Origin of the sequence: Haloferax marinum, assembly GCF_009674625.1 — an archaeon.
Lineage (GTDB): Archaea > Halobacteriota > Halobacteria > Halobacteriales > Haloferacaceae > Haloferax > Haloferax marinum.
Genome location: NZ_WKJQ01000001.1, coordinates 1,015,684 through 1,034,819, shown reverse-complemented (window position 1 = coordinate 1,034,819; position 19,136 = coordinate 1,015,684). Strand labels below are relative to the sequence as shown.

The 19,136-nt window shown below is 62.5% G+C and carries 18 protein-coding genes; 12 read left to right on the top strand and 6 right to left on the bottom strand.

The genetic code is table 11. The features are described from left to right. Positions 1-117 precede the first annotated feature (117 nt). Both ppsA and GJR99_RS05245 read right to left on the bottom strand, forming a co-directional pair. Positions 118-2,385, bottom strand: a complete 2,268-nt coding sequence (ppsA, locus tag GJR99_RS05250) for a pyruvate, water dikinase (protein WP_151109970.1) — start codon at positions 2,383-2,385, stop codon at positions 118-120. Positions 2,386-2,502: 117 nt separating this feature from the next. Then, positions 2,503-2,751, bottom strand: coding sequence for a hypothetical protein (locus tag GJR99_RS05245; RefSeq protein ID WP_151109968.1), 249 nt, complete (start codon positions 2,749-2,751; stop codon positions 2,503-2,505). A 179-nt stretch (positions 2,752-2,930) separates the two neighbouring features. On the opposite strand from GJR99_RS05245, the gene GJR99_RS05240 reads away from it, so the two are divergent. Then, complete coding sequence (locus GJR99_RS05240; protein WP_151109966.1) at positions 2,931-3,530, top strand: J domain-containing protein; 600 nt, start codon at positions 2,931-2,933, stop codon at positions 3,528-3,530. Between the two features lie 23 nt (positions 3,531-3,553). Here the strand turns inward: GJR99_RS05240 and GJR99_RS05235 are convergent, their stop codons facing one another. Beyond that, positions 3,554-4,333: a DUF7839 domain-containing protein gene (locus GJR99_RS05235; protein ID WP_151109964.1), complete on the bottom strand. Its 780-nt coding sequence runs from the start codon at positions 4,331-4,333 to the stop codon at positions 3,554-3,556. 126 nt (positions 4,334-4,459) lie between these two features. Here GJR99_RS05235 and GJR99_RS05230 point away from each other — a divergent pair, with 126 nt between their 5' ends. Beyond that, a complete protein-coding gene (locus GJR99_RS05230; RefSeq protein WP_151113859.1) occupies positions 4,460-5,152 on the top strand; it encodes a metallophosphoesterase in 693 nt (230 codons plus the stop codon). 8 nt (positions 5,153-5,160) lie between these two features. Here GJR99_RS05230 and GJR99_RS05225 read toward each other — a convergent pair whose 3' ends face one another. Then, the gene (locus GJR99_RS05225) at positions 5,161-6,447 is read right to left on the bottom strand and encodes an NAD(P)/FAD-dependent oxidoreductase (RefSeq protein ID WP_151109962.1); all 1,287 of its coding nucleotides are present in this window, start codon (positions 6,445-6,447) and stop codon (positions 5,161-5,163) included. 94 nt (positions 6,448-6,541) lie between these two features. On the opposite strand from GJR99_RS05225, the gene GJR99_RS05220 reads away from it, so the two are divergent. From GJR99_RS05220 to GJR99_RS05190, 7 genes are all read left to right on the top strand, one after another. After that, a complete protein-coding gene (locus GJR99_RS05220) occupies positions 6,542-7,711 on the top strand; it encodes a threonine synthase (RefSeq protein WP_151109960.1) in 1,170 nt (389 codons plus the stop codon). Positions 7,712-7,808: 97 nt separating this feature from the next. Continuing rightward, positions 7,809-8,507, top strand: coding sequence for a metal-dependent transcriptional regulator (locus tag GJR99_RS05215; RefSeq protein ID WP_151109958.1), 699 nt, complete (start codon positions 7,809-7,811; stop codon positions 8,505-8,507). Then, positions 8,504-9,199, top strand: a complete 696-nt coding sequence (locus GJR99_RS05210) for a TMEM165/GDT1 family protein (protein WP_151109956.1) — start codon at positions 8,504-8,506, stop codon at positions 9,197-9,199. The genes GJR99_RS05215 and GJR99_RS05210 overlap by 4 nt, the downstream gene beginning before the upstream one ends. Before the next feature lie 58 nt (positions 9,200-9,257). Then, on the top strand, positions 9,258-9,938 hold the full coding sequence (locus GJR99_RS05205) for a LysE family translocator (RefSeq protein WP_151109954.1): 681 nt from the start codon (positions 9,258-9,260) through the stop codon (positions 9,936-9,938). Between the two features lie 101 nt (positions 9,939-10,039). Next, a complete protein-coding gene (locus tag GJR99_RS05200; protein ID WP_151109952.1) occupies positions 10,040-11,086 on the top strand; it encodes an NAD(P)-dependent glycerol-1-phosphate dehydrogenase in 1,047 nt (348 codons plus the stop codon). Positions 11,087-12,063: 977 nt separating this feature from the next. After that, the gene (locus tag GJR99_RS05195) at positions 12,064-12,696 is read left to right on the top strand and encodes a DUF420 domain-containing protein (protein ID WP_151109950.1); all 633 of its coding nucleotides are present in this window, start codon (positions 12,064-12,066) and stop codon (positions 12,694-12,696) included. 93 nt (positions 12,697-12,789) lie between these two features. After that, positions 12,790-13,848: a glycosyltransferase family 4 protein gene (locus GJR99_RS05190; RefSeq protein ID WP_151109948.1), complete on the top strand. Its 1,059-nt coding sequence runs from the start codon at positions 12,790-12,792 to the stop codon at positions 13,846-13,848. Positions 13,849-14,074: 226 nt separating this feature from the next. Here GJR99_RS05190 and GJR99_RS05185 read toward each other — a convergent pair whose 3' ends face one another. Both GJR99_RS05185 and GJR99_RS05180 read right to left on the bottom strand, forming a co-directional pair. After that, on the bottom strand, positions 14,075-14,704 hold the full coding sequence (locus GJR99_RS05185) for a halocyanin domain-containing protein (protein ID WP_151109946.1): 630 nt from the start codon (positions 14,702-14,704) through the stop codon (positions 14,075-14,077). 108 nt (positions 14,705-14,812) lie between these two features. After that, positions 14,813-15,865, bottom strand: coding sequence for a M42 family metallopeptidase (locus tag GJR99_RS05180; protein WP_151109944.1), 1,053 nt, complete (start codon positions 15,863-15,865; stop codon positions 14,813-14,815). A gap of 154 nt (positions 15,866-16,019) precedes the next feature. On the opposite strand from GJR99_RS05180, the gene GJR99_RS05175 reads away from it, so the two are divergent. The 3 genes from GJR99_RS05175 to GJR99_RS05165 are packed head-to-tail and all read left to right on the top strand — an operon-like array spanning position 16,020 to position 18,861. Beyond that, positions 16,020-16,277 (top strand): MTH865 family protein, encoded by a 258-nt coding sequence (locus GJR99_RS05175; protein WP_151109942.1) that lies wholly within the window; start codon positions 16,020-16,022, stop codon positions 16,275-16,277. A gap of 15 nt (positions 16,278-16,292) precedes the next feature. After that, complete coding sequence (locus GJR99_RS05170; protein ID WP_151109940.1) at positions 16,293-17,015, top strand: hypothetical protein; 723 nt, start codon at positions 16,293-16,295, stop codon at positions 17,013-17,015. 43 nt (positions 17,016-17,058) lie between these two features. Beyond that, a complete protein-coding gene (locus GJR99_RS05165; protein WP_151109938.1) occupies positions 17,059-18,861 on the top strand; it encodes a S9 family peptidase in 1,803 nt (600 codons plus the stop codon). Positions 18,862-19,136: the final 275 nt, after the last annotated feature.

Below are 19,136 nucleotides of genomic sequence, written 5' to 3'. Positions count from 1 at the left end.
TCGGAACCTCTCAACCTAGAGAGACGATGTCTGCGGAGAAAAAGACAGGTGGATGTGTGGCTACACTGGGCCGAAACCGAAAAAATCGAGAGATTCGTGTGCCTGGCTACCGGCGCGTCAGCGAACCGAATCGAGCAGGAGTCGCTGTTCGACCCGCTTGACTTCGTGTTGGACGTCGCGGACGGCGTCGATGTTGGCCGAGATGGAACTGACTCCTTTGTCGACGAGGAACTGGACCATCTTCGGTTTGGAACCGGCCTGTCCACAGATGCTCGTCTTCACGCCGACTTCGCGGCACGCTTCGATGGTGTCACCGATGAGTTTCAACACGGCCGGGTGGAGTTCGTCGTAGATGTTGGCGACGTGCTCGTTGTTGCGGTCCACCGCGAGCGTGTACTGCGTCAGGTCGTTCGTCCCGAAGGAGGCGAAGTCGATACCCGCGTCTGCGAGGTCGCGGATGCAGAGCGCGGCCGCAGGCGTCTCTATCATGACGCCCCACTCGCGCTTGTCGGGGTCGATTCCGGCCTCTATCATGTGCTCTTTGGCCCGGAGGACGTCTTCGGCGTCGTTGACGAGGGGCAACATGACTTCGATGTTGTCGTACCCCATGTCGAAGAGCCGGCGGAACGCCTGCAGTTCGAGGCGGAAGATGTTCGGATTGTCGAGGCCACGTCGGATGCCGCGGTAGCCGAGCATCGGGTTGTGCTCGCGTGGTTCGTTCTCGCCGCCTTCGAGTTGGCGGAACTCGTCGGTCGGCGCGTCGAGGGTGCGAACGCGGACTGGACGCGGGTAGAACTCTTCTGCAACCTCGCGGACACCGGTGACGATTTCGTCGACGTAGGCGCGCTCGCCGTTCTGTTCGATGTAGCGTTCGGGCGTCTTGCCGAGCGTCAGCACCATGTGCTCGATTCGGAGCAATCCGACACCGTCTGCACCCGTCGCCGCGGCGCGTTCGGCCGCCTCGGGGATGGAGACGTTGACTTTGACCTCCGTCGCCGTCATCGGTTTGACGGGCGTCTTGGGTCGTGCTTCCTCGACGGGTTGGCGCTGTTCTTCTTCGGGCATCTCGCCCTCGCGGATGGTCCCTTTGTCGCCGTCGATGGTGACGATGTCACCGTCGGTGAGCGTCGAGGTGGCGTCGCCCGTGCCGACGACTGCCGGAACGCCGAGTTCGCGCGAGACGATAGCCGCGTGAGAGGTCATTCCACCCTCGTCGGTGACGATACCGGCGGCGCGCTTCATCGCGGGCACCATGTCCGGCATCGTCATCTCGGTGACGATGATGTCGCCTTCGGCGACCTGGTCGAGGTGGTCGAGTTTCGTCACGATGCGGGCGCGACCCGAGGCGATTCCTGGACTCGCACCGAGACCACGCATGATGACGTCGTCGCCGGCGTTCTTCGACTTCCCGTCGTCGCTCGCGGCGTCGTTCTCGCCGCCTTCGGAGATGGTCGTAATCGGGCGCGACTGGAGCATGTACACCTCGCCGTCGTAGACGGCCCACTCCACGTCTTGCGGTGTTTCGTAGTGGTCTTCGACCAGTTCACCGAGTTCGAGGAGTCGAGCAATCTCGTCGTTGGTGAGGACTCGTTCGTGTCGCTTCTCGCTCGGAACCTCTCGGTCGACGGTCTGTCCGGTCTCTTTGTCGCGGATACACATCGTCTTCTTGTCCGCGATAGTCGCCGTCTCGACGTCGCCCGTCTCGCGGTTGACGACGTAGTTGTCGGGCGAGACGGTGCCGGAGACGACGGCCTCACCGAGACCCCACGCGGCCTCGATGATGACCTTTTTCTCACCCGTCGATGGGTGGCGCGTGAACATCACGCCCGACTTCTCGGAGTCGACCATCTGTTGGACGACGACCGCGATGTCGACTTTGTCGTGTGGGAACCCCTTCCGGTTGCGGTAGTAGATAGCGCGCTCGGAGAACAGCGAGGCCCAACACGCCTTGACGTCCTCCAAGAGCGCTTCTTCCTGCACGTTCAGGAAGGTCTCTTGCTGTCCTGCGAACGAGGCGTCGGGGAGGTCTTCTGCCGTCGCGGACGAGCGGACTGCGACGTAGGCGTCGCCGTCGCCGATACTCCGGTAGGCGTCGAGTATCTCCTCACGGACGTCTTCGGGCATCGGCGTACCCATGATGAGGTCGTGCGCCGCCTCGTGTGCCTCTTTCAGTGCCGCAGAATCCTCGTGGTCGACTTCGACCGCAGAAAAGAGTTCGTCGTCGATTCCCGCATCCTCGATGAAGGCTCGGTACGTGCCCGCCGTCACGACGAACCCCGGAGGCACAGGAAGCCCTGCACCCGTGAGTTCGCCCAGCGACGCGCCTTTACCGCCGACCAGGTCGAGGTCGTCGGCCCGTACGTCGTCCAACCAGACTACAGCCATGTGGTGTTCGTATGGTCCCGAGGTACGATAAAGAAGTTTGCGACCGGGACATGCGTGAATAAAAACTCACTCGGTCGTGAGTATGAAATTGTTTCGTAATTCGGAAATCGACCCGTATCAATCTTCTCGACGCTCTTGCCCGTGGATTTCACAGAGTATCTCCCCGGTTTCCGGGTCGAGGTAGAAGGGTTCGCCTGCGACGACTGCCTCGCCACAGACTGCACAGCCATCGTCGTGTCTGAGGAAGTATCTCCCCTCTGTTCGACCGGTCTCTAATCTCTCGGCGGTGACAGCGATTCGGGTTAGCCCTTCACCGATTTGTGTTCGCACTGTGCTGTCTGCCTCCTCGAAGCGAATCGGTTGCATGCACGAACGTGGCGCTCCACCGACATAGCAGTGCGTGCGGCGTCACCAACATCGAACTGTGTACAGCGTCACCAACACCGCAGTGCGTGCGGCGTCACCAACACCGCAGTGTACTGACCCTCACCTGGTGGGGTGCCACCAGCGAGGGGTTCTTAGTCGTTCGTCACTTGCCCTCTAGCGTGCTTCCGGAGTGGGTATTTCTGCTCCCCACGTGGTTGGTGGTCGGCCTCGTGGTCGGCGCAGTCGCCTCCGTCGTCGTCGCCGGCGTGTTCGTCGTCGGTGGCCGTATCTTCCCGGACCCGTCGGTCTCGCGCGGTCCACGAGTAGACGGTGCTGGGCGTCGCCGTCTCGAAATCCGCGACTATCTCTCTACGATCGGTGAGCGATTCGTCGAAGACTGGTCGATACACGGCGAGACGGTGGCGTTCTACCTCCCCGAGCGACACGTCGCCATCACCTTCGACGCACAGTCGTTCTTCCGTCTCGAACGAACGAGTGTCTTCGCCGTCCTGTGTGAACACGAGATGCCGGGGAACCAACTCGGCCGCCGCCTCCCGTTCGAGGTTCCCAAAATCGAACCCGAACTGGCCGACGTCGACGACCCTGTCTCGGAAGCGTTCGACAGATTGGGGTTGGCGACGGACGCGACGGCAGACGCCGTCCGCGACGCCTATCGGTCGCAGGTGAAGGACGTCCATCCCGACCACGGCGGCGACCAAGAGCGGTTCCACAGGCTCCGTGAGGCGTACACGACGGCGCGAGAACACGCCGACGAGTGAGAGTCCGGTTCGAGAATGGCGAGCTACGGCTCGGTCACTTCGAACAACACGCCTGCGTCGCGGAGCGCGTCGGTCACCCGTCCGGCGGCGTCGGTGCTGGCGACGACGACGGCGTTCAACCCGCGAGCGGCGGCGTCGGCGGCGACTTCGCCCGGAGAGAACCACGTTTCGAGTTCCGCGTCGGCGCGGCGACAGGCGACGACTGCTTCGACACCGCTCGCGAGGACGATATCTGCCTCCGCACAGGCGTCGGCCAGTGCCGGGAGGTCGACGTCACTACTGCCACCGAGTCGTGCGGGCGGAATCTGGAGCACACGGACCGACCCCGGTTCCATCTCGATGACGCCTTCGAAGCCAGTGACGCTGGCGTCTTCACCGGCCGTGGCGTCCGTCGTGGCGACGCCGATTGCCGGCCCGTCGCTCCCTGGGGTGGCGTACAGGAGACCATCACGGAGCGAGAGCGTCACCGTGTCGCCGGCCGAGACGTCGTCGGTGACGATTGCGGCGTCTTCGTTGACGCTTTCGAGCACGTCGTCGGTGACGTGTTCGGCGAACCGCTGGAGCGCGCGGGCCTCTTGAAAGAGCCAATCGACGCCTTCCTTGGTCACTCGATACCGCGAGCGCCCTTCCTTTTCGACCAGTTCGTCGTCGACGAGTTCGCGTATGTACTCGGAGACTGCTTGACTCGTCACGCCGACTGCCTCGGCTATCTCGCCTTGGCTCACCGCCGGTTGTCGGTCGGCAATCTCCGCGAGGATGCGAAAACGGGTCGCCGTCCGCTTGTCCTCGAGTGCGCCGCTCATAGTACGTGTGAGGGGGCCGTCGTGTAAAAAGGCCCTCGCTCCGACCGCCTCGACAGACGACCGCGAGTCACAGAGTCGAGGGTGGACACCGGTGCTGATTTGTCTCCGTCGTCCCTCCTCTCGGGCGTGCTTCGCGTCGCCGTCCGTGACCGGGCCGTCTCCCTCCCCGAAGCAGACGCGCTCGTTCTCTCCGACCTGCACATCGGCCGCGCCGACGCCTCCGCCGTCGACTTCCCACTCGGGGAACAGACCGACCTCTCCGACCGACTGTCGGCACTCTGCGCCGAGTTCGAACCGCGCGAAGTCGTCTTCGCGGGCGACGTGCTCCACCAGTTCGACCGCGTCTCAGAGCGGCACGTCTCGGCTCTCGAAACCATTGCAGACGGTTGCGTCGCTGCCGGTGCCGACCCGGTGTTCGTCGCCGGCAACCACGACACGATGCTCGCGGAGGTGTGGTCCGGCGACGTCCACGACGAGTACCGACTCGCAGACGGGACGCTCGTCTCACACGGCCATCGCGAACCCGAGAGTGAGAGTCACCTCTACGTGGTCGGCCACGACCATCCCACGCTCACTATCGAAGGCCGTCGGCGGCCGTGTGTGCTCTACGGTCCCGAGGCGTACCGCGGGTCCGACGTCTTGATGCTCCCGTCTTTTACCCGTCTCGCGGCCGGTGTCGAAATCAACCGAATGCGCGGGTCGGACTTCGACTCTCCACTCGTGCGCGACGCGAACGTCTTCCGTCCACTCGTCCGCGACGACGACGCCGACGAGACGCTCACCTTCCCGCCGCTGGGGGAACTTCGTCGCCTCCTCTGATATAAACCTCAGGACGAATCCGCGAGGTCTGCGCGAACGGCACTCGCCGCCTCTCGCCCACTTCGCATCGCCCCCTGAATCGACGACCACGCGGTGTAGTCGCCGGCGAGGTACGTCCGTCCCGGCGGGTCGCGGTGGCCCGGCAAGGAGTCGTGGATTCCCGGTGGTTGGGCGAACTGCGCGAAGGAGATGTAGTCGGTGTGGACTAGTTCGAGACTCTCGAAGTAGCGTTCGGGATACCACGCTTCGAGTGCCCTGCGCGTCTTCTCGAAGAGGTCGTCTTCGGTTTCGTCCTGTGCGGCGTCTCCGAGGAACGTCGCGCTCAGGAGTTCCTTCCCAGCGGGGGCGTACTCCGGAGCGACAGTCGAAAGCGGTGCGATGGTGTTGGGGTCCGGGTTAGCGGCGTTGAGCATGATGCGCTTGCCCGCGTCGAGGCCGCTCCCTTCTGGGAGTGTGTAGTACTGGGTGACACAGCCGTGTGCGTCGGTCGGAATCGACTCGACGCCGGTCAGTCGGCGTGCTTCTTTCGGGTCGGCCGCGACGACGATGGCGTCTGCTTCGAGCGAATCGCGGCCTGTGGTGACGATTGCACTCCCCTCGTCGCTTTGGAGGCCTTCGACGCGTTCGCCGAGACGAATCGTCACTCCCTCGTCGCGGGCGCGGTCGGCGAGTTGTTCCGGAATCGCCTGCATCCCGGCCGCAGGGACTGCAGTCTTGCCTGCGGAGAGCATCTTGAACGTGTACTCGAACACCCGCTTCGACGACGACAGCGACCGGTCGAGGGTGATACCGCCGTAGAACGGCGCGACGAAGTGCTCGATGAAGTCTTCCGAGAAGCCCCAGTCGCGGAGGTACGACCGGATGCTCTGGTCGGGCGACGCGAATATCTCGGCTTCGTTCCGTGTGCTCACGTCCTGCCGAAGCGCCAACGTGCGAACTTTGTCCGTCGTCGTCACCTCGGGATTGCGGAGGGAGTCGAACAGAGTGGTGACGTCGCGGAGGGGGTCAGAGAGGACCGACCGGCGACTCGGCCGACAGATGGTCGCACCGGGGGTGAAAGCCCGGAGGTCGAGGGCGTCGAGGTCGAGTTCGCGCCGGACCGCGGGATATCCGGTGAACAACACCTGAAAGCCGCGGTCGAGCGTGAAGCCGTCTTTCCTCTCGGTACGAACTCGTCCGCCGACGTCGTCCCGTCGTTCGATGACGGTCACGTCGGCCCCATCGGCGGCGAGGTGTCGTGCGGCGACGAGTCCCGCCAGACCCGCACCGACGACAACGATGTGGCTATCGTCCATACAGTGTCTCTCGGACGGGTGACACATAGCCCCTGCGGGTGTCGACCATCGCCCGACGAGAAGGGCTTAGTTCCTCCCCCTGTAAGGGCCGCCTATGCAGACTTCCGACACGTTCTCGGGGCTGGTGTGTACGGAGACTGGTGACGAGTACGACGCCGACGTAACCGGCACCAGCGAGGCCGACGCACCGCTGGACCCCACCTACGACCTCGACGCGGTCGAGTGGGACGCGGAGACGCTCGCGGAACGACCCTTCGACACGATGTGGCGATACCGCGAACTGCTTCCCTTTTCGAATCCGGTGACGGCAAACGAGGGCGCGACACCGCTCGTCGAGGCGTCGGCACTCGGTGACGAGGCGGGCGTTGGGTCGTTGCGCATCAAAGACGAGGGGCGAAACCCGACTGGCACGTTCCACGACCGTGGACTCTCGCTCGCCGTCACGGCGGCACGCGAAGCAGACGCAGAAGTCGTCGCCCACGCCTCTGCCGGCAACAGTGCCCAGTCGGCAGCGTCCTACGCCGGTCTCGTCGACGTGCGCTCGTACGGGTTCGTCCCGTCGCGAACGCCGTTCCCCAACAAAGCGATGGTGAACGTCCACGGCGGGCAGATGAAAGTCGTCGGTGGCCGCTACCCGGCCGCACTCTCCGCGCTTCACGAGAAACTCAAGAGCGACTGGTACACGCTCCAGGAGTTCGACAACCCGTTCCGACACGACGGTGCGAAGACCATCGCCTACGAGATAGCCGAGCGACTCGACTGGTCGGTTCCCGACTGGGTCGTCGTCCCCGTTGCGACGGGCGAACTCGTCTACGGCGTCTCCAAGGGGTTCCGCGACCTGTCTGAACTCGGCCTCGTGGACGACGTGCCGCGACTCGTCGCGGCCCAATCTGTCGGCTGTTCCCCGATTGCGACTGCGTGGGAAGCAGGAAACGACTTCACCGAAGCGTGGAACCACCCCGACACCATCGTCGGCGAACTGGAGATTCCGGACCCTGCTGGCGGGGCACTCGCACTACAGGCACTCGAAGAGACGAACGGTCTCGCCGTCACCGTCAGCGACGACGACGCCCTCGAATCGGCAGTCACCGCCGCACAGACCGCAGGCGTCGAAGTCGGGGCCGCCGGCGGTGTCGCACTCGCGGCGACGTGGGAACTCGCAGACGAGTTCGCCGAAGACGAGACGGTCGTCGCAATCAACACGGAATCCGGCACGAAGAACGCCGACATCCTTCGAAGTCACCTGATGGGCCAGGGAATCTAACCCAGTCGAACGGGCCGTCTCGGTCTGTTGTAGTCCGTGGCTCGAACACTGATTTTCACCCGCAGGATATTTAGTTTAGACACGTCTAATTCAACCCATGTTGAGCGACGTGATGGAAGATTATCTGAAGGCTATCTATTCTCTCCAGATGGAACACGGGCCTCCGGTTTCGACGTCCAGTATCGCGGAGTATCTCGGGAAGACGCCGCCGACAGTGACGAGCATGGTCGGGAAACTCGAAGAGCGAGGACTGCTCGAACGCGAGAAGTACAAGGGCGTCGAGCTAACCACGGAAGGCGAGACTGTCGCACTCGAAGTGCTTCGGCACCACCGCCTGCTGGAGGCGTACCTCACCGAACATCTCGATTACTCGTGGAGCGAAGTCCACGAAGAGGCCGACGCACTCGAACACCACATCAGCGAGGAGTTCGAGCGGCGTGTCGCCGCCGCACTGGGGGACCCCGAAGTCGACCCACACGGTGACCCGATTCCGAGTGCCGACCTGACGCCGCCGAAGTCGGCAGGACTGTCCACGCTCTCGGACCACGGTGTCGGCGACACGCTCGTCGTCTGTCGCGTCAGTGACCGCGACCCCGAAGAACTGGAGTATCTCTCCGAGGCGGGCGTCACGCCTGGAACGACCATCGAGATAACCGACGTCGCCCCGTTCGGCATGGTCACAGTTCGCGTCGTCGACTCCGGGCGAGAGCAGAGTCTCCCCGAGTCCGTCGCACAGACGATTCGCGTCCGCGCACCCGACGAGGAGTGCGAAGACGAGAGCGTCTCGACTGTATGACTGGGTGGGCTGAGATTCTCGTCGTCGCGCTAGTCGCCCAGTTAGCGGTGCTTCCGGGCGAGAAAGTTCAGTTCATCATCGCTGGCCTCTCCACGCGGTACGACCCGAGAATCGTCGTCGCCGCCGCCGGGTCGGCGTTCGCTATCTGGACCGCCCTCGAAATCACACTCGGGCAGGCCCTGAAAAACGCGCTTCCACCGGTCGCACTCGACGCCTTCACCGCCGTCTTGTTCGCGGTCTTCGCCATCCTCCTGTTTCGTTCGGCACCGACGAAGCAGCATGTGGGTGCGGCCACCGACGGTGGCTTGACCGACTTCGACGCGACGCCGACCGTCTTCGGCCGGGAACTCTCCGGGGCCGGGTTCGGCGGGTTCTTCCCCATCTTCGCGATGATGGCCGCCGGCGAATTCGGTGACAAGACGCAACTGGTGACGATTGGCCTCGCCGTCCAGTACGGCGCACACCCCGCAATCTGGGCCGGCGAGATGCTCGCCATCGTTCCGGTGAGCATCGCCAATGCGTACTTCTTCCACCGATTCTCGGACCGCTTCGACGCTCGGAAGGCGTATCTCGGTGCGGCAGCCCTGTTTGGCTTCTTCGCCCTCGACACCACTGTCGCCATCTTCACCGGATTCTCTGCGTGGGACGCGTTCGTCGGAACAGTCTCTGACGCGATTCTCACGCTCGTCTGACCGCGCCGTCGTCACCGGTTCCGCGTCATTTTTCAGGGATTCCACCCAAGAGACGGTGATGTCTACCGTCCTCCCGTCGCTCACCGCCGGGTTGGTCTTCGGCCTCGCCCTCGCCGCACCGCCCGGTCCGATGAACGCCGTCATCGCCGAGGAGAGCGTCGTTCGCGGGTGGTCGTCGGGTGCCCGTGCCGGCCTCGGTGCGATGAGCGCCGACGCGCTCTTTTTCGTCCTCGCGGCACTCGGACTCGTTGCCTTCGTCGAGCAGTTCCCGACGATTCGGGCCGCCATGGTCGGTGCAGGGGGTCTCCTCATGCTCTACTTCGCCTACGGCGCGGCCAAAGAGACGAGTACGACGTTCCGCGAGGCCGCCGACCCCGAGACCGACAGTGCCGGCTTCACGAAGGCGTTCGTCCTCGCGTTGACGAACCCGTATCAGATTCTGTTTTGGCTCACTATCGGCGTCGGGTTGCTCGAAACCGGGAGCGTCGACGTGCTCTCGCACACGCCGTATCTCGGTGCGTCGCTGTCTGACCTGCTCATCGTCCAGACGGGGAGTCCCGCGCTCATTCTCGGATTCTTCGGCGGCATCGCCGTCTGGGTAACCGGATTCCCCGCGGCACTCGTCGCGGCAGAAAAGCGCGTCGAGTCGTTCGCTCCCGTGGTTGCCGCGCTCAGTGCCGTCGTCCTCGGTGGGTTCGGCGTGATGTTCCTCTGGGACGCAGTTCGGACGCTCGTCTGAGTCGAGACGAGCAGTTCTGTCGTGTCCGCTATCGACGATACGACACACGTGTCGCCCCCGAGACGAGAAACACTATCAACCACCGTGGCCGATGCTTGCGTATGTTCGACAAATCGACGTGGATCAAGCTGCCTCGGAACGTCCTCGTCGGCCACGGCGTCCTCGACCAACTCGCTGACGCAGTCTCAGAGCTCTACCTCTCTGGGGAACCGCTCCTCGTCACGAGTCCCTCGCCCGAGCGAATCGCGGGCGACCGAGTCCGCGCGCAGTTCGACGGCATCTCGTCGGTCTCACTCGACCGTGCGAGTTTCGAAGCGGTCGAGCGCGTCGTCGAAATCGGCCGCGAGATGGACGCTGGCTACCTCATCGCCCTCGGCGGCGGCAAACCAATCGACGTCGCGAAGATGGCCGCCGACCGTCTCGAATGCGGATTCGTCTCGGTCCCCACGGCGGCGAGTCACGACGGTATCGTCTCCGGTCGCTCGTCGATACCCGAAGGCGACACTCGACATTCGGTCGCTGCAGACCCGCCGCTGGCAGTCGTCGCCGACACGGAACTCTTGGCCGAAGCGCCGTGGGAACTCACCACCGCAGGCTGTGCAGACATCATCTCGAACTACACGGCAGTGAAAGACTGGCAACTCGCCCACCGCCTCCAGAACGTCGAGTACTCCGAATACGCAGGTGCGCTGGCGCAGATGACCGCAGAACTGCTGGTCGAGAGTGCGGACTCCATCAAACCCGGACTGGAAGAATCTGCGTGGATTGTGACGAAAGCACTCGTCTCGTCCGGTGTCGCGATGTCTATCGCCGACTCGTCACGCCCGGCATCGGGTGCAGAACACCTCTTTTCGCACCAACTCGACCGCCTCGCCCCCGGACGCGCCCTTCACGGTCACCAGGTCGGCGTCGGGGCAATCATGACCGAGTACTTCCACAGTGGCGAGAAAGGCGACTGGCGGAACATCCACGACGCGCTCTCGACGATGGGTGCGCCGACGACGGCCAAGGAACTCGGCATCGACGACGAGACGATTATCGAGGCGCTGACGACGGCACACACGATTCGTGACCGCTACACGATTCTCGGGAACGGCGTGAGCAAGTCGGCGGCTATCGAAGCGGCGACGATTACGGGCGTTATCTAAGATCCACCTTTTTTGACGAGGGTTTCCTCGTGTCGCCTCTCGGCGACGTCGCCGAGGGGACCTCGGCGGTCCGCCAGACGCAGTCTGGCGACACTGCGGGAACCACCCGTCAAAAAACCAGGAGGGAAAAAGCCACGAGACTCGGCCTTCGGCCTCGCTCGTGGTGCAGAGCGGTCGAGTCTCACAATGTGGGTGCCTCTGTACCGTCTCTGTGGCTTTGTTGAACGTATGGTTAACTGATAGGTCGTTGACGGCGTGCTGAATAGAGCGCGCAAGTCGGTCAGGCAACAGTTCCGGTATCTGTGTCACGTACAGATAATGTGGTTTTTCAGAAATCTTCAGAATATGCCATTCACACTGCTAAACTCAGGGAGAAGTTACAATCGCGTCAGAAAAATTGGACTTTGTCACAGTGTGGACACATTGTCGTGCTTTTAGCACCTAAGAACACCGCCCCTCCCGCTAATGCTGCACCAACTCCTGCACCTGTCGCTCCTCCAGGAAGTGACCCCGAGACTATCCCATAGGTGCCCCCTTTTATCGCACCCGCGGCTGCTGCAGCGCCGACGGCTGCTCCTTTTGCCATTTCATGTTTATGTGGTGAAAACCTCCCATCGCACTTTTTACATATGAGTTGCGTTCTTCCCATACACACACATCCATTTTAAATTATATAATATTATTTATTATTGGTCAGTGGACTTTTGTCTGGATTAGCGAGATGCGGAAATCACACAATTATTGTACGATATGCGACCCAGACAAATTTCATTCAAGTAGAGTATTCAGCGGTCAATACGCGGTTCTCGCACTGTCATTTCGTGATTATTCGCCGAAACAACCATTGGCACTGTGCTGAACTCACCCTCTGTATATGTCACGCCCATCCTGTCCACGTTCGATGATTTCGACGCGACCAACCCCGTCCACTGTCCCAAACCCGAAGATGGAAGACAGTTCCAAACTTACGTCGTTTCATGGCAACTGCGAGCGCCAGTAATCCACTGAAGGAACACCCCGCGGCGGCGACGGCCATCCTCTCGGTGGTTGGCTACGCCCTCGTCATCGGAACCTTCGCTGGACTCGTCCCCAAGAGCGTCTTCCCCGAGTTGACCCTCCAGCAGGTGAACCGCCTCTCGGACGCGATCGCGTTGGTGAACACGATAAACGTCTTCGTCATCGCAGCAGGCTGGCGCTGGATTCGCCGCGACGAGGTCAGAAAACACGCCACCGCGATGGTGATGGCCTTCACGCTCATCATCGTCTTCCTCATCCTCTACCTCACGAAGATTGGTGGCGGTGGAACCAAGGAGTTCGTCGGCCCGGCGTTCGCGTACTATCCGTACCTCGCGATGCTGGCGATTCACATCATCCTCTCTATCGTGTCGGTGCCGGTGGTGCTCTACGCGCTCATCCTCGGTCTCACACACTCTGAACACGAAATCCGCACCCAGACGCCACACAAGAAAATCGGCCGCATCGCGGCCGCTGCGTGGCTTCTGTCGCTCTCGCTCGGCGTCGTGACCTACTTCCTCCTCAACCACGTCTACGGATGGGAGTACACGGTCTCTGCCGCCGGCGCTCTCGTCGCTCCTGTCGTCGGTCTCTGACGGCGGATTCACTTCGACTATCTTCCCGACGCTCCGCGTCGACTCGAATGCGAAAGACATGGATTTTTATCGCGGCACGTAGTGGCCGCGAATATGCGCGTCGCTCTCGTCTCGATGTTCACTCCGCACCACGAAGAGACGGGCGCGACGATGCGGATGCGGCGAACCGCAGAACTGCTCACCGAACGCGGACACGACGTCGTCGTTCTCTGTGCGAAGTGGTGGGACGGCGAAGTCGTCGAGTTCGAACAGAACGGCGTGACCTACCACCGCGTCACCGACTCGCCAGCGTCCGGTCGGTTCGCCTCGCGCGTGCCCTTCGTCCTCCGCGAAGTCGGCCCGGACGTGATTCAGGTCACGAGCTACCCGCCGTCGCACGTGACGGCCGCCAAGACTGCCGCGCGATTCCTCAGAGTTCCCGTCGTCGCCGACTGGTGGGCGCGTGACGAACGCGGCGGGTCGCGGTCGTACCGACGTGCGGCGAAGTCGCCACACGCCGTCTTGGCACCCTCCGAGATGGTTCGGACGGAAGTTCGCGAACTCGGTGCGTCGGTGGATTCGACCCACGTCGTCCCCGAACCCATCAACATGGACATCGTCCGCGAGGCAGCGGTCGAAACGCGTGCCGACGTGGTCTACGCCCGCGACTTGGACGAACACGCCAACGTCGAGAGTTTCCTCCTCGCACTCGCCGAACTCCGCGACAAAGACTGGGACGCGGTCGTCGTCGGCGACGGCCCCGAACGGGCGGACGCAGAACAGACCGCGCGTGACCTCCGAATCGACGACAGAGTCGAGTTCCTCGGTGAACTCTCTGCCAACGAGGCGGTACCGATTCTGAAAGGCGCGCACGTCTTCGCCCAGACCGCAACCGTCGAACCCTTCGCGACCAACTTGCTCTGGGCGCTCGCGTGCGGGTGTGTGAGCATCGTCGAGTACCAGGCACACTCGGCGGCGCACGAACTCGTCGAAGGCCGTGCACGCGGGTCACTGGTCACGAGTCCGCAGGAACTCGCAGACGAAATCGTCGCCGCGCGTGGATTCGACCACCAGACGGTCGACGACGAGTTCGCCACCTACGACTACACCCACGTCATCGACCAGTACGAATCGGTGTACGAAGCAGAGATAGACGACTACGGCTTCTTCTGAGGCACGACGGGTTTCGCGTTTGCGTCACTCCTCGGAGTCACCGCCGTATTTCACGACGAAGGACGCGAGTGAACGCGGTCGCTCACGAACACGACGGCTGAGAGCAACGGTGTGGTCGCTCACGAACACGACGGCTGAGAGCAACGGTGCGGTCGCTCACGAACACGACGGCTGAGAGCAACGGTGCGGTCGCTCACGAACGGCGAAAACTGAAAAATACGGGAGATTACTCGTTTATCTCGTAATCGCCGCCGTATTTCATGAAGAAGTACGCGAGGCCGAGCGTCGCGACCATCGCGAACGTCGTCGCCACGCCGAGGGCCTTCGCGCTGTCGGGAACCTGCGGGAGGCTTGCGCCGCCGCCCTCGCCACCGACGCTGACGGTTTCGACGTCGCCGCCGACGGCGACTGCGCCGAGCATGCCGAGCGCCTGGTGGGGCGCACAGTAGTATTTCGAGATACCTGCATCAGCTTCCTCGAAGGTGTACTCGTACGTCGTGCCTGCTTCAGCGACGGGCGCACCGGAGTCGAGACCTGCTGGTCCTTCTTCCATCTTGACGTTGTGTCCGCCGCCTTCGCCGGTCCACTCCCACGTCACGGTCGTACCGGGGTCTATCCAGACACCCGCGGGCGCGAACGCGAGGGCGCCGCCGTTGCCCTCTGCACCAACCTCGATGGTGACTTCGCTCTGACCACGAAGGTCTTCGTAGCCACCGTCGATTCCGTCGAGGTAGCCGCCGAAGTCGGGTTCTTCCGTTTGCGCCGCGGCCGTGCCGGAGGTGGCAGCAACCGCCGCGCCACCAGCGGCCGCGCCGAGGAACGCCCGCCGAGACATATCCACGTTGCCGTCGGTCATGTCCGCCGCTTGGTGTGGGCCTGTAGTGAATACTTTGGTTCGCGTTCGACAGCGAACTGGGTGGCCCCCTCAGTTTGACGGGAGCCAGGCCGCCATTTTTCGGCCGCCTCAGAGCGTGTAGTCGAACTCGCCGGTCTCGCTCGTCAGGAAGGCGGTCAGAAGGTCGATGTACGCGGTCACGTCGTCGGCATGGACGCTCTCGGTCACGGTGTGGAGGTAGCGCGTCGGCATCGAGATGGCACCGACGGGCTTGGCACCGTAGGTGTTCTGGAAGCCACCGGTGTCCGTCCCGCCCGCGGGGAGCAGTTCCATCTGGTAGGCAATCTCGTTCGCTTCGGCCACGTCGCGCAGGCGACGGTGGACTTTCGGGTTGGCGATGGCGCTGGAGTCTTTCAGTTTGATACCCGCGCCTTCGCCGAGTCTGGTGACGTAATCTGCGGGCTTGAACCCAGGGACGTCGTTGGCGACGGTGGTGTCGAGGCCGAGCGCGAGGTCCGGGTCGAGGTCGACGCCGAGTGCCTGTGCCCCGCGGAGTCCGACTTCTTCCTGCACGGTCGCCGCGAAGTGGATGGTGACCTGCGGGTTGTCGATACGGCGCGCGGCTTCGAGCATGGCGAACAGGCAGACACGGTCGTCGATTGCCTTGCCCGTGACGTGGTCGCCCATCTTGACGGTCGTCTGTTCCATCGTCACGAGGTCGCCGACAGAAACCTCCTCCTCGACGGTCTCTGCAGGCAGACCGAGGTCGACGAACACGTCTTCGACCTTCGGTTCCTTCTTTTTCTGTTCTTCAGTGAGCGTGTGCGGCGGGACAGAACCGATGACACCGGTGAAATCGCTGTCATCCGCGTGGACGGTGACGCGTTGCGCCTTCAGGACGCGCGGGTCCCAGCCGCCGAGTGCGTCGAGTTGGAGAAAGCCGTCTTCGTTGATGTGGCGGACCATGAAGCCTATCTCGTCCATGTGTGCGGCAACGGCGACTTCGTAGTCGCTCTCGCCCTCGATGGTGCCGACGACGTTGCCCATGGCGTCGACGCTGACGCTGTCGGTCGTCGCTTCGAGGTCTTCACGGACGAGCGCACGGATTCGGTCCTCGTAGCCCGGCACACCGCTGGTCTCTGTGAGTTGCTTGAGACGGTCGAAGTCGAAGTCGAAAGCCATAGTTCTGGTTGCAGTCCGGGTGTAGATAAGTCCACCAGTCCCGGACGAGGCGGCCGACTCCTCCCGAGTCACGGGATTTGTCGTGAGATGGAACTGCCCACGGGTTGTTGGTTGTTCCGGAATATTTTTCCACCTCACTACGAACGTAGAGAGTATGTCCGACGTTGAATCTCAACTCCGGGACCAGTTCATGGACGCTTTCGCAAACGCGAGTTTCCCTGTCAAAAACCAGATGTCGCTCGTCCCTGCGCTCCCGAACGGCCCTGGCACGAAGTTCGAAGCAGACGACGTGACCATCACGGCGATGGAACTCGCCGCAAAGCTCGGTAAGCACCAGGACTTCCCGTACGAAGACGCCGAGAGCCTCGTCGACGACATCATGGCGGGCCTCAAAGAAGAAGGGATGATTTAGACGCGGCACGTCGCCGTGACGGATACGAAACGCGCACTCTGGGAACGCTGGGTCGACCGCTTCGTCGACACCACGGACCCGATACCACTTTTCGAGACGACGAGCGACGGAACTATCGAAACCTTCGGGTACGGCAGGTCTGAGCGCTCAACCCTCCGCCGAGGCCACCGAATGGAGCGAAGGCTCCGCGAGGCGGGCGAGAAGGTCGTCACCGACTACGAACGCAGAGCGGGTCGCTACGAGGGCCTCGTCTACATGATGTACACCCTCAACGGCGACGAGGTCGTCCCCCGATACCTCGGCAAATGTGGGAAGTTCGGTGCGTCGGGAACGAGTCTCAACAGCAACCTGAAGAACGTCGAGACGAACGACGGCAAACTCGCGCGCTGGGGCTACGGAAACTACTACCACTTCGGAGACCTCTCGTCGGCAGTCTTCAGTAACGACGGGACCAACAAGTACGACCGCTGGGTGACAGACCTCTTCGTCTCGACAGCGCCGCCACGTCTCCGCGAACCGGTGTACTTCTGGGTCGAACCGTGGGAGGTCGGCACAGAAGGCCCCTACCCCGACACGTATCCCTACCTCGAAGAACTGGAGTACCAGCTCATCGGCATCGCCTTCGAACTGTATCCCGAGCGGTTGCTCAACACAGAAGGCGTGCCGACGAACCCCGATGCGTACGCGAAGATGCGCGGGTGGACCGACCGCGAAGACACGCGACTGTCCGACTTCTGACTCCCAAACCGATTTCTCGTCACCCCGCCTATATTTCGAAGTTATGCGAACGTACGACATCGAGCGCTACCTGCACATCAGGAGCGCCTACGGTGCTTCCTTTGCCCCCGATGGAGACCGCCTCTCGTTTCTCATGGACACGACGGGGGTCCCGCAGGTGTGGACCGTCGACGGTCCCGGCGTCTGGCCCGAACAGCACACCTTCTACGACGAACGCGTCACGTTCGCGTCGTGGTCGCCTGAGAATCCCGAACTCGTCTTCGGGATGGACAAAGGCGGCAACGAGCGCGAACAACTGTTCCGTCTCGAACCGGACACGGGCGTCGTACAGAACCTGACCGAACACCCCGACGCGAAACACCGTTGGGGTGGCTGGAGTCACGACGGCAGTCGGTTCGCGTTCACCTCGAACCGCCGTGACAACTCCGTCTTCGACGTGTACGTCCAGTCACGCGATGGAACGGGGATGGACGCCACACTCGTCCACGAGGGCACCGGGTGGCTCACACTCGGTGGGTGGTCACCAGACGACTCGAAACTCATCGTCGAAGAGGCGTACTCGAACTTCGACCAGGACGTGTACGTCCTCGACCTGATAACGAACGAACTGACGCACATCACGCCGCACGAGGGAACCATCCGGTTCCAGAGCGCCTCGTGGGGTCCCGACGGTGAGAACATCTACATGGTGACCGACCGCGACAGCGACACGCTCGAACTCGTCAGATACGACCTCGAAACCGGCGAGTTCTCGCTCGTCGAGTCCGGCGGTGACCACGAAGTCGAGGGTATCAGCATCGACCACGAGTCGAACCGCCTCGTCTACGCCCGCAACGTCGAGGGCTACACCGAACTCACGTTCGGTGAGTTCCTCTCACCCGACGAGATAGACACGTTCCCCGAACCGGACCTCCCGAGAGGCGTCGCGGGCGGCGTCTCGTTCGCTCCCGACGGTGCTCGCGCGGCGCTGACAGTCACTGCCAGTGCCGACACCGCGAACGTCTACGTCGTCGAGTTGACTACGGGGCACGCCGAGCGATGGACGCTCGCGGCGACAGCGGGGATTCCACGGGACACGTTCGTGCCGCCGGAACTCGTCCACTATCCGACGTTCGACGGCCGAAACATCCCTGCGTTCTTCACCCTCCCCGAGGAGTCACCCGAAGGTGAGACACCCGTCATCGTCGATATCCACGGTGGCCCCGAATCACAGCGCAGGCCCTCGTTTTCGTCCGTGAAACAGTACTTCCTCTCTCGTGGGTACGCCTACTTCGAACCGAACGTCCGCGGGTCTGCTGGCTACGGGAAAGCGTACGGCCACCTCGACGACGTCGAAAAGCGGATGGATTCGGTGGCAGATATCGAAGCGGCGGTGGAGTGGTTACACGACCATCCGGCGGTCGACCCCGACAAAATCGTCGCGATGGGTGGCTCCTACGGCGGGTTCATGGTACTCGCGTCGATGACAGAGTATCCCGACCTGTGGGCCGCCGGCATCGACATCGTCGGCATCGCCAACTTCGTCACGTTCCTCGAGAACACCGGCGACTGGCGACGCGAACTCCGCGAGGCGGAGTACGGCTCGCTCGAAGACGACCGAGAGTTCCTCGAATCTATCTCGCCGCTCAACAACGTCGAGAAGATTCGCGCACCACTGTTCGTCCTCCACGGCGAAAACGACCCGCGCGTCCCCGTGAGCGAGGCTCACCAGCTAGTCGAAGAGGCGCGAAAACACGCCCACGTCCGCGAGCTCATCTTCGAAGACGAGGGCCACGGCTTTGCCAAACTGGAGAACCGTATCGACGCCTACACACAGATTGCCGAGTTCCTCGACGAGTACGTCTGAGCCAGTGTCTCAGATTTGTCGGAACGCTGTCTATCGGAGAGTGACCGTGTGATTGCTCATCAACTTCGTGACTATTTTGTCTCTGAGCGGGATTGATATCTCACCTGATATTCACTGCGTACCAGGGTACAGAGATGGTACGTGGTGAGAAGACGGTTCACAACCGACGTACATATTCGAGTTCTATCCGTTCGGTGTGGTCGAGCCATGCACACGATTGGTCGGTGTGCCAGCCTGATTTCTCGTGGGAATCAGCGTCGATAATGAAGACTGTT

What these genes read in the sequence shown, in the direction of transcription:
- GJR99_RS05175 (WP_151109942.1), top strand. Translation starts at nt 16,020, where the DNA reads ATGTCCGACGTTGAATCTCAACTCCGGGACCAGTTCATGGACGCTTTC.
- GJR99_RS05210 (WP_151109956.1), top strand. Translation starts at nt 8,504, where the DNA reads ATGACTGGGTGGGCTGAGATTCTCGTCGTCGCGCTAGTCGCCCAGTTA.
- GJR99_RS05225 (WP_151109962.1), bottom strand. Translation starts at nt 6,447, where the DNA reads ATGGACGATAGCCACATCGTTGTCGTCGGTGCGGGTCTGGCGGGACTC.
- ppsA (WP_151109970.1), bottom strand. Translation starts at nt 2,385, where the DNA reads ATGGCTGTAGTCTGGTTGGACGACGTACGGGCCGACGACCTCGACCTG.
- GJR99_RS05180 (WP_151109944.1), bottom strand. Translation starts at nt 15,865, where the DNA reads ATGGCTTTCGACTTCGACTTCGACCGTCTCAAGCAACTCACAGAGACC.
- GJR99_RS05200 (WP_151109952.1), top strand. Translation starts at nt 10,040, where the DNA reads ATGTTCGACAAATCGACGTGGATCAAGCTGCCTCGGAACGTCCTCGTC.
- GJR99_RS05190 (WP_151109948.1), top strand. Translation starts at nt 12,790, where the DNA reads ATGCGCGTCGCTCTCGTCTCGATGTTCACTCCGCACCACGAAGAGACG.
- GJR99_RS05235 (WP_151109964.1), bottom strand. Translation starts at nt 4,333, where the DNA reads ATGAGCGGCGCACTCGAGGACAAGCGGACGGCGACCCGTTTTCGCATC.
- GJR99_RS05205 (WP_151109954.1), top strand. Translation starts at nt 9,258, where the DNA reads ATGTCTACCGTCCTCCCGTCGCTCACCGCCGGGTTGGTCTTCGGCCTC.
- GJR99_RS05245 (WP_151109968.1), bottom strand. Translation starts at nt 2,751, where the DNA reads ATGCAACCGATTCGCTTCGAGGAGGCAGACAGCACAGTGCGAACACAA.
- GJR99_RS05165 (WP_151109938.1), top strand. Translation starts at nt 17,059, where the DNA reads ATGCGAACGTACGACATCGAGCGCTACCTGCACATCAGGAGCGCCTAC.
- GJR99_RS05215 (WP_151109958.1), top strand. Translation starts at nt 7,809, where the DNA reads ATGTTGAGCGACGTGATGGAAGATTATCTGAAGGCTATCTATTCTCTC.
- GJR99_RS05195 (WP_151109950.1), top strand. Translation starts at nt 12,064, where the DNA reads ATGGCAACTGCGAGCGCCAGTAATCCACTGAAGGAACACCCCGCGGCG.
- GJR99_RS05220 (WP_151109960.1), top strand. Translation starts at nt 6,542, where the DNA reads ATGCAGACTTCCGACACGTTCTCGGGGCTGGTGTGTACGGAGACTGGT.
- GJR99_RS05185 (WP_151109946.1), bottom strand. Translation starts at nt 14,704, where the DNA reads ATGACCGACGGCAACGTGGATATGTCTCGGCGGGCGTTCCTCGGCGCG.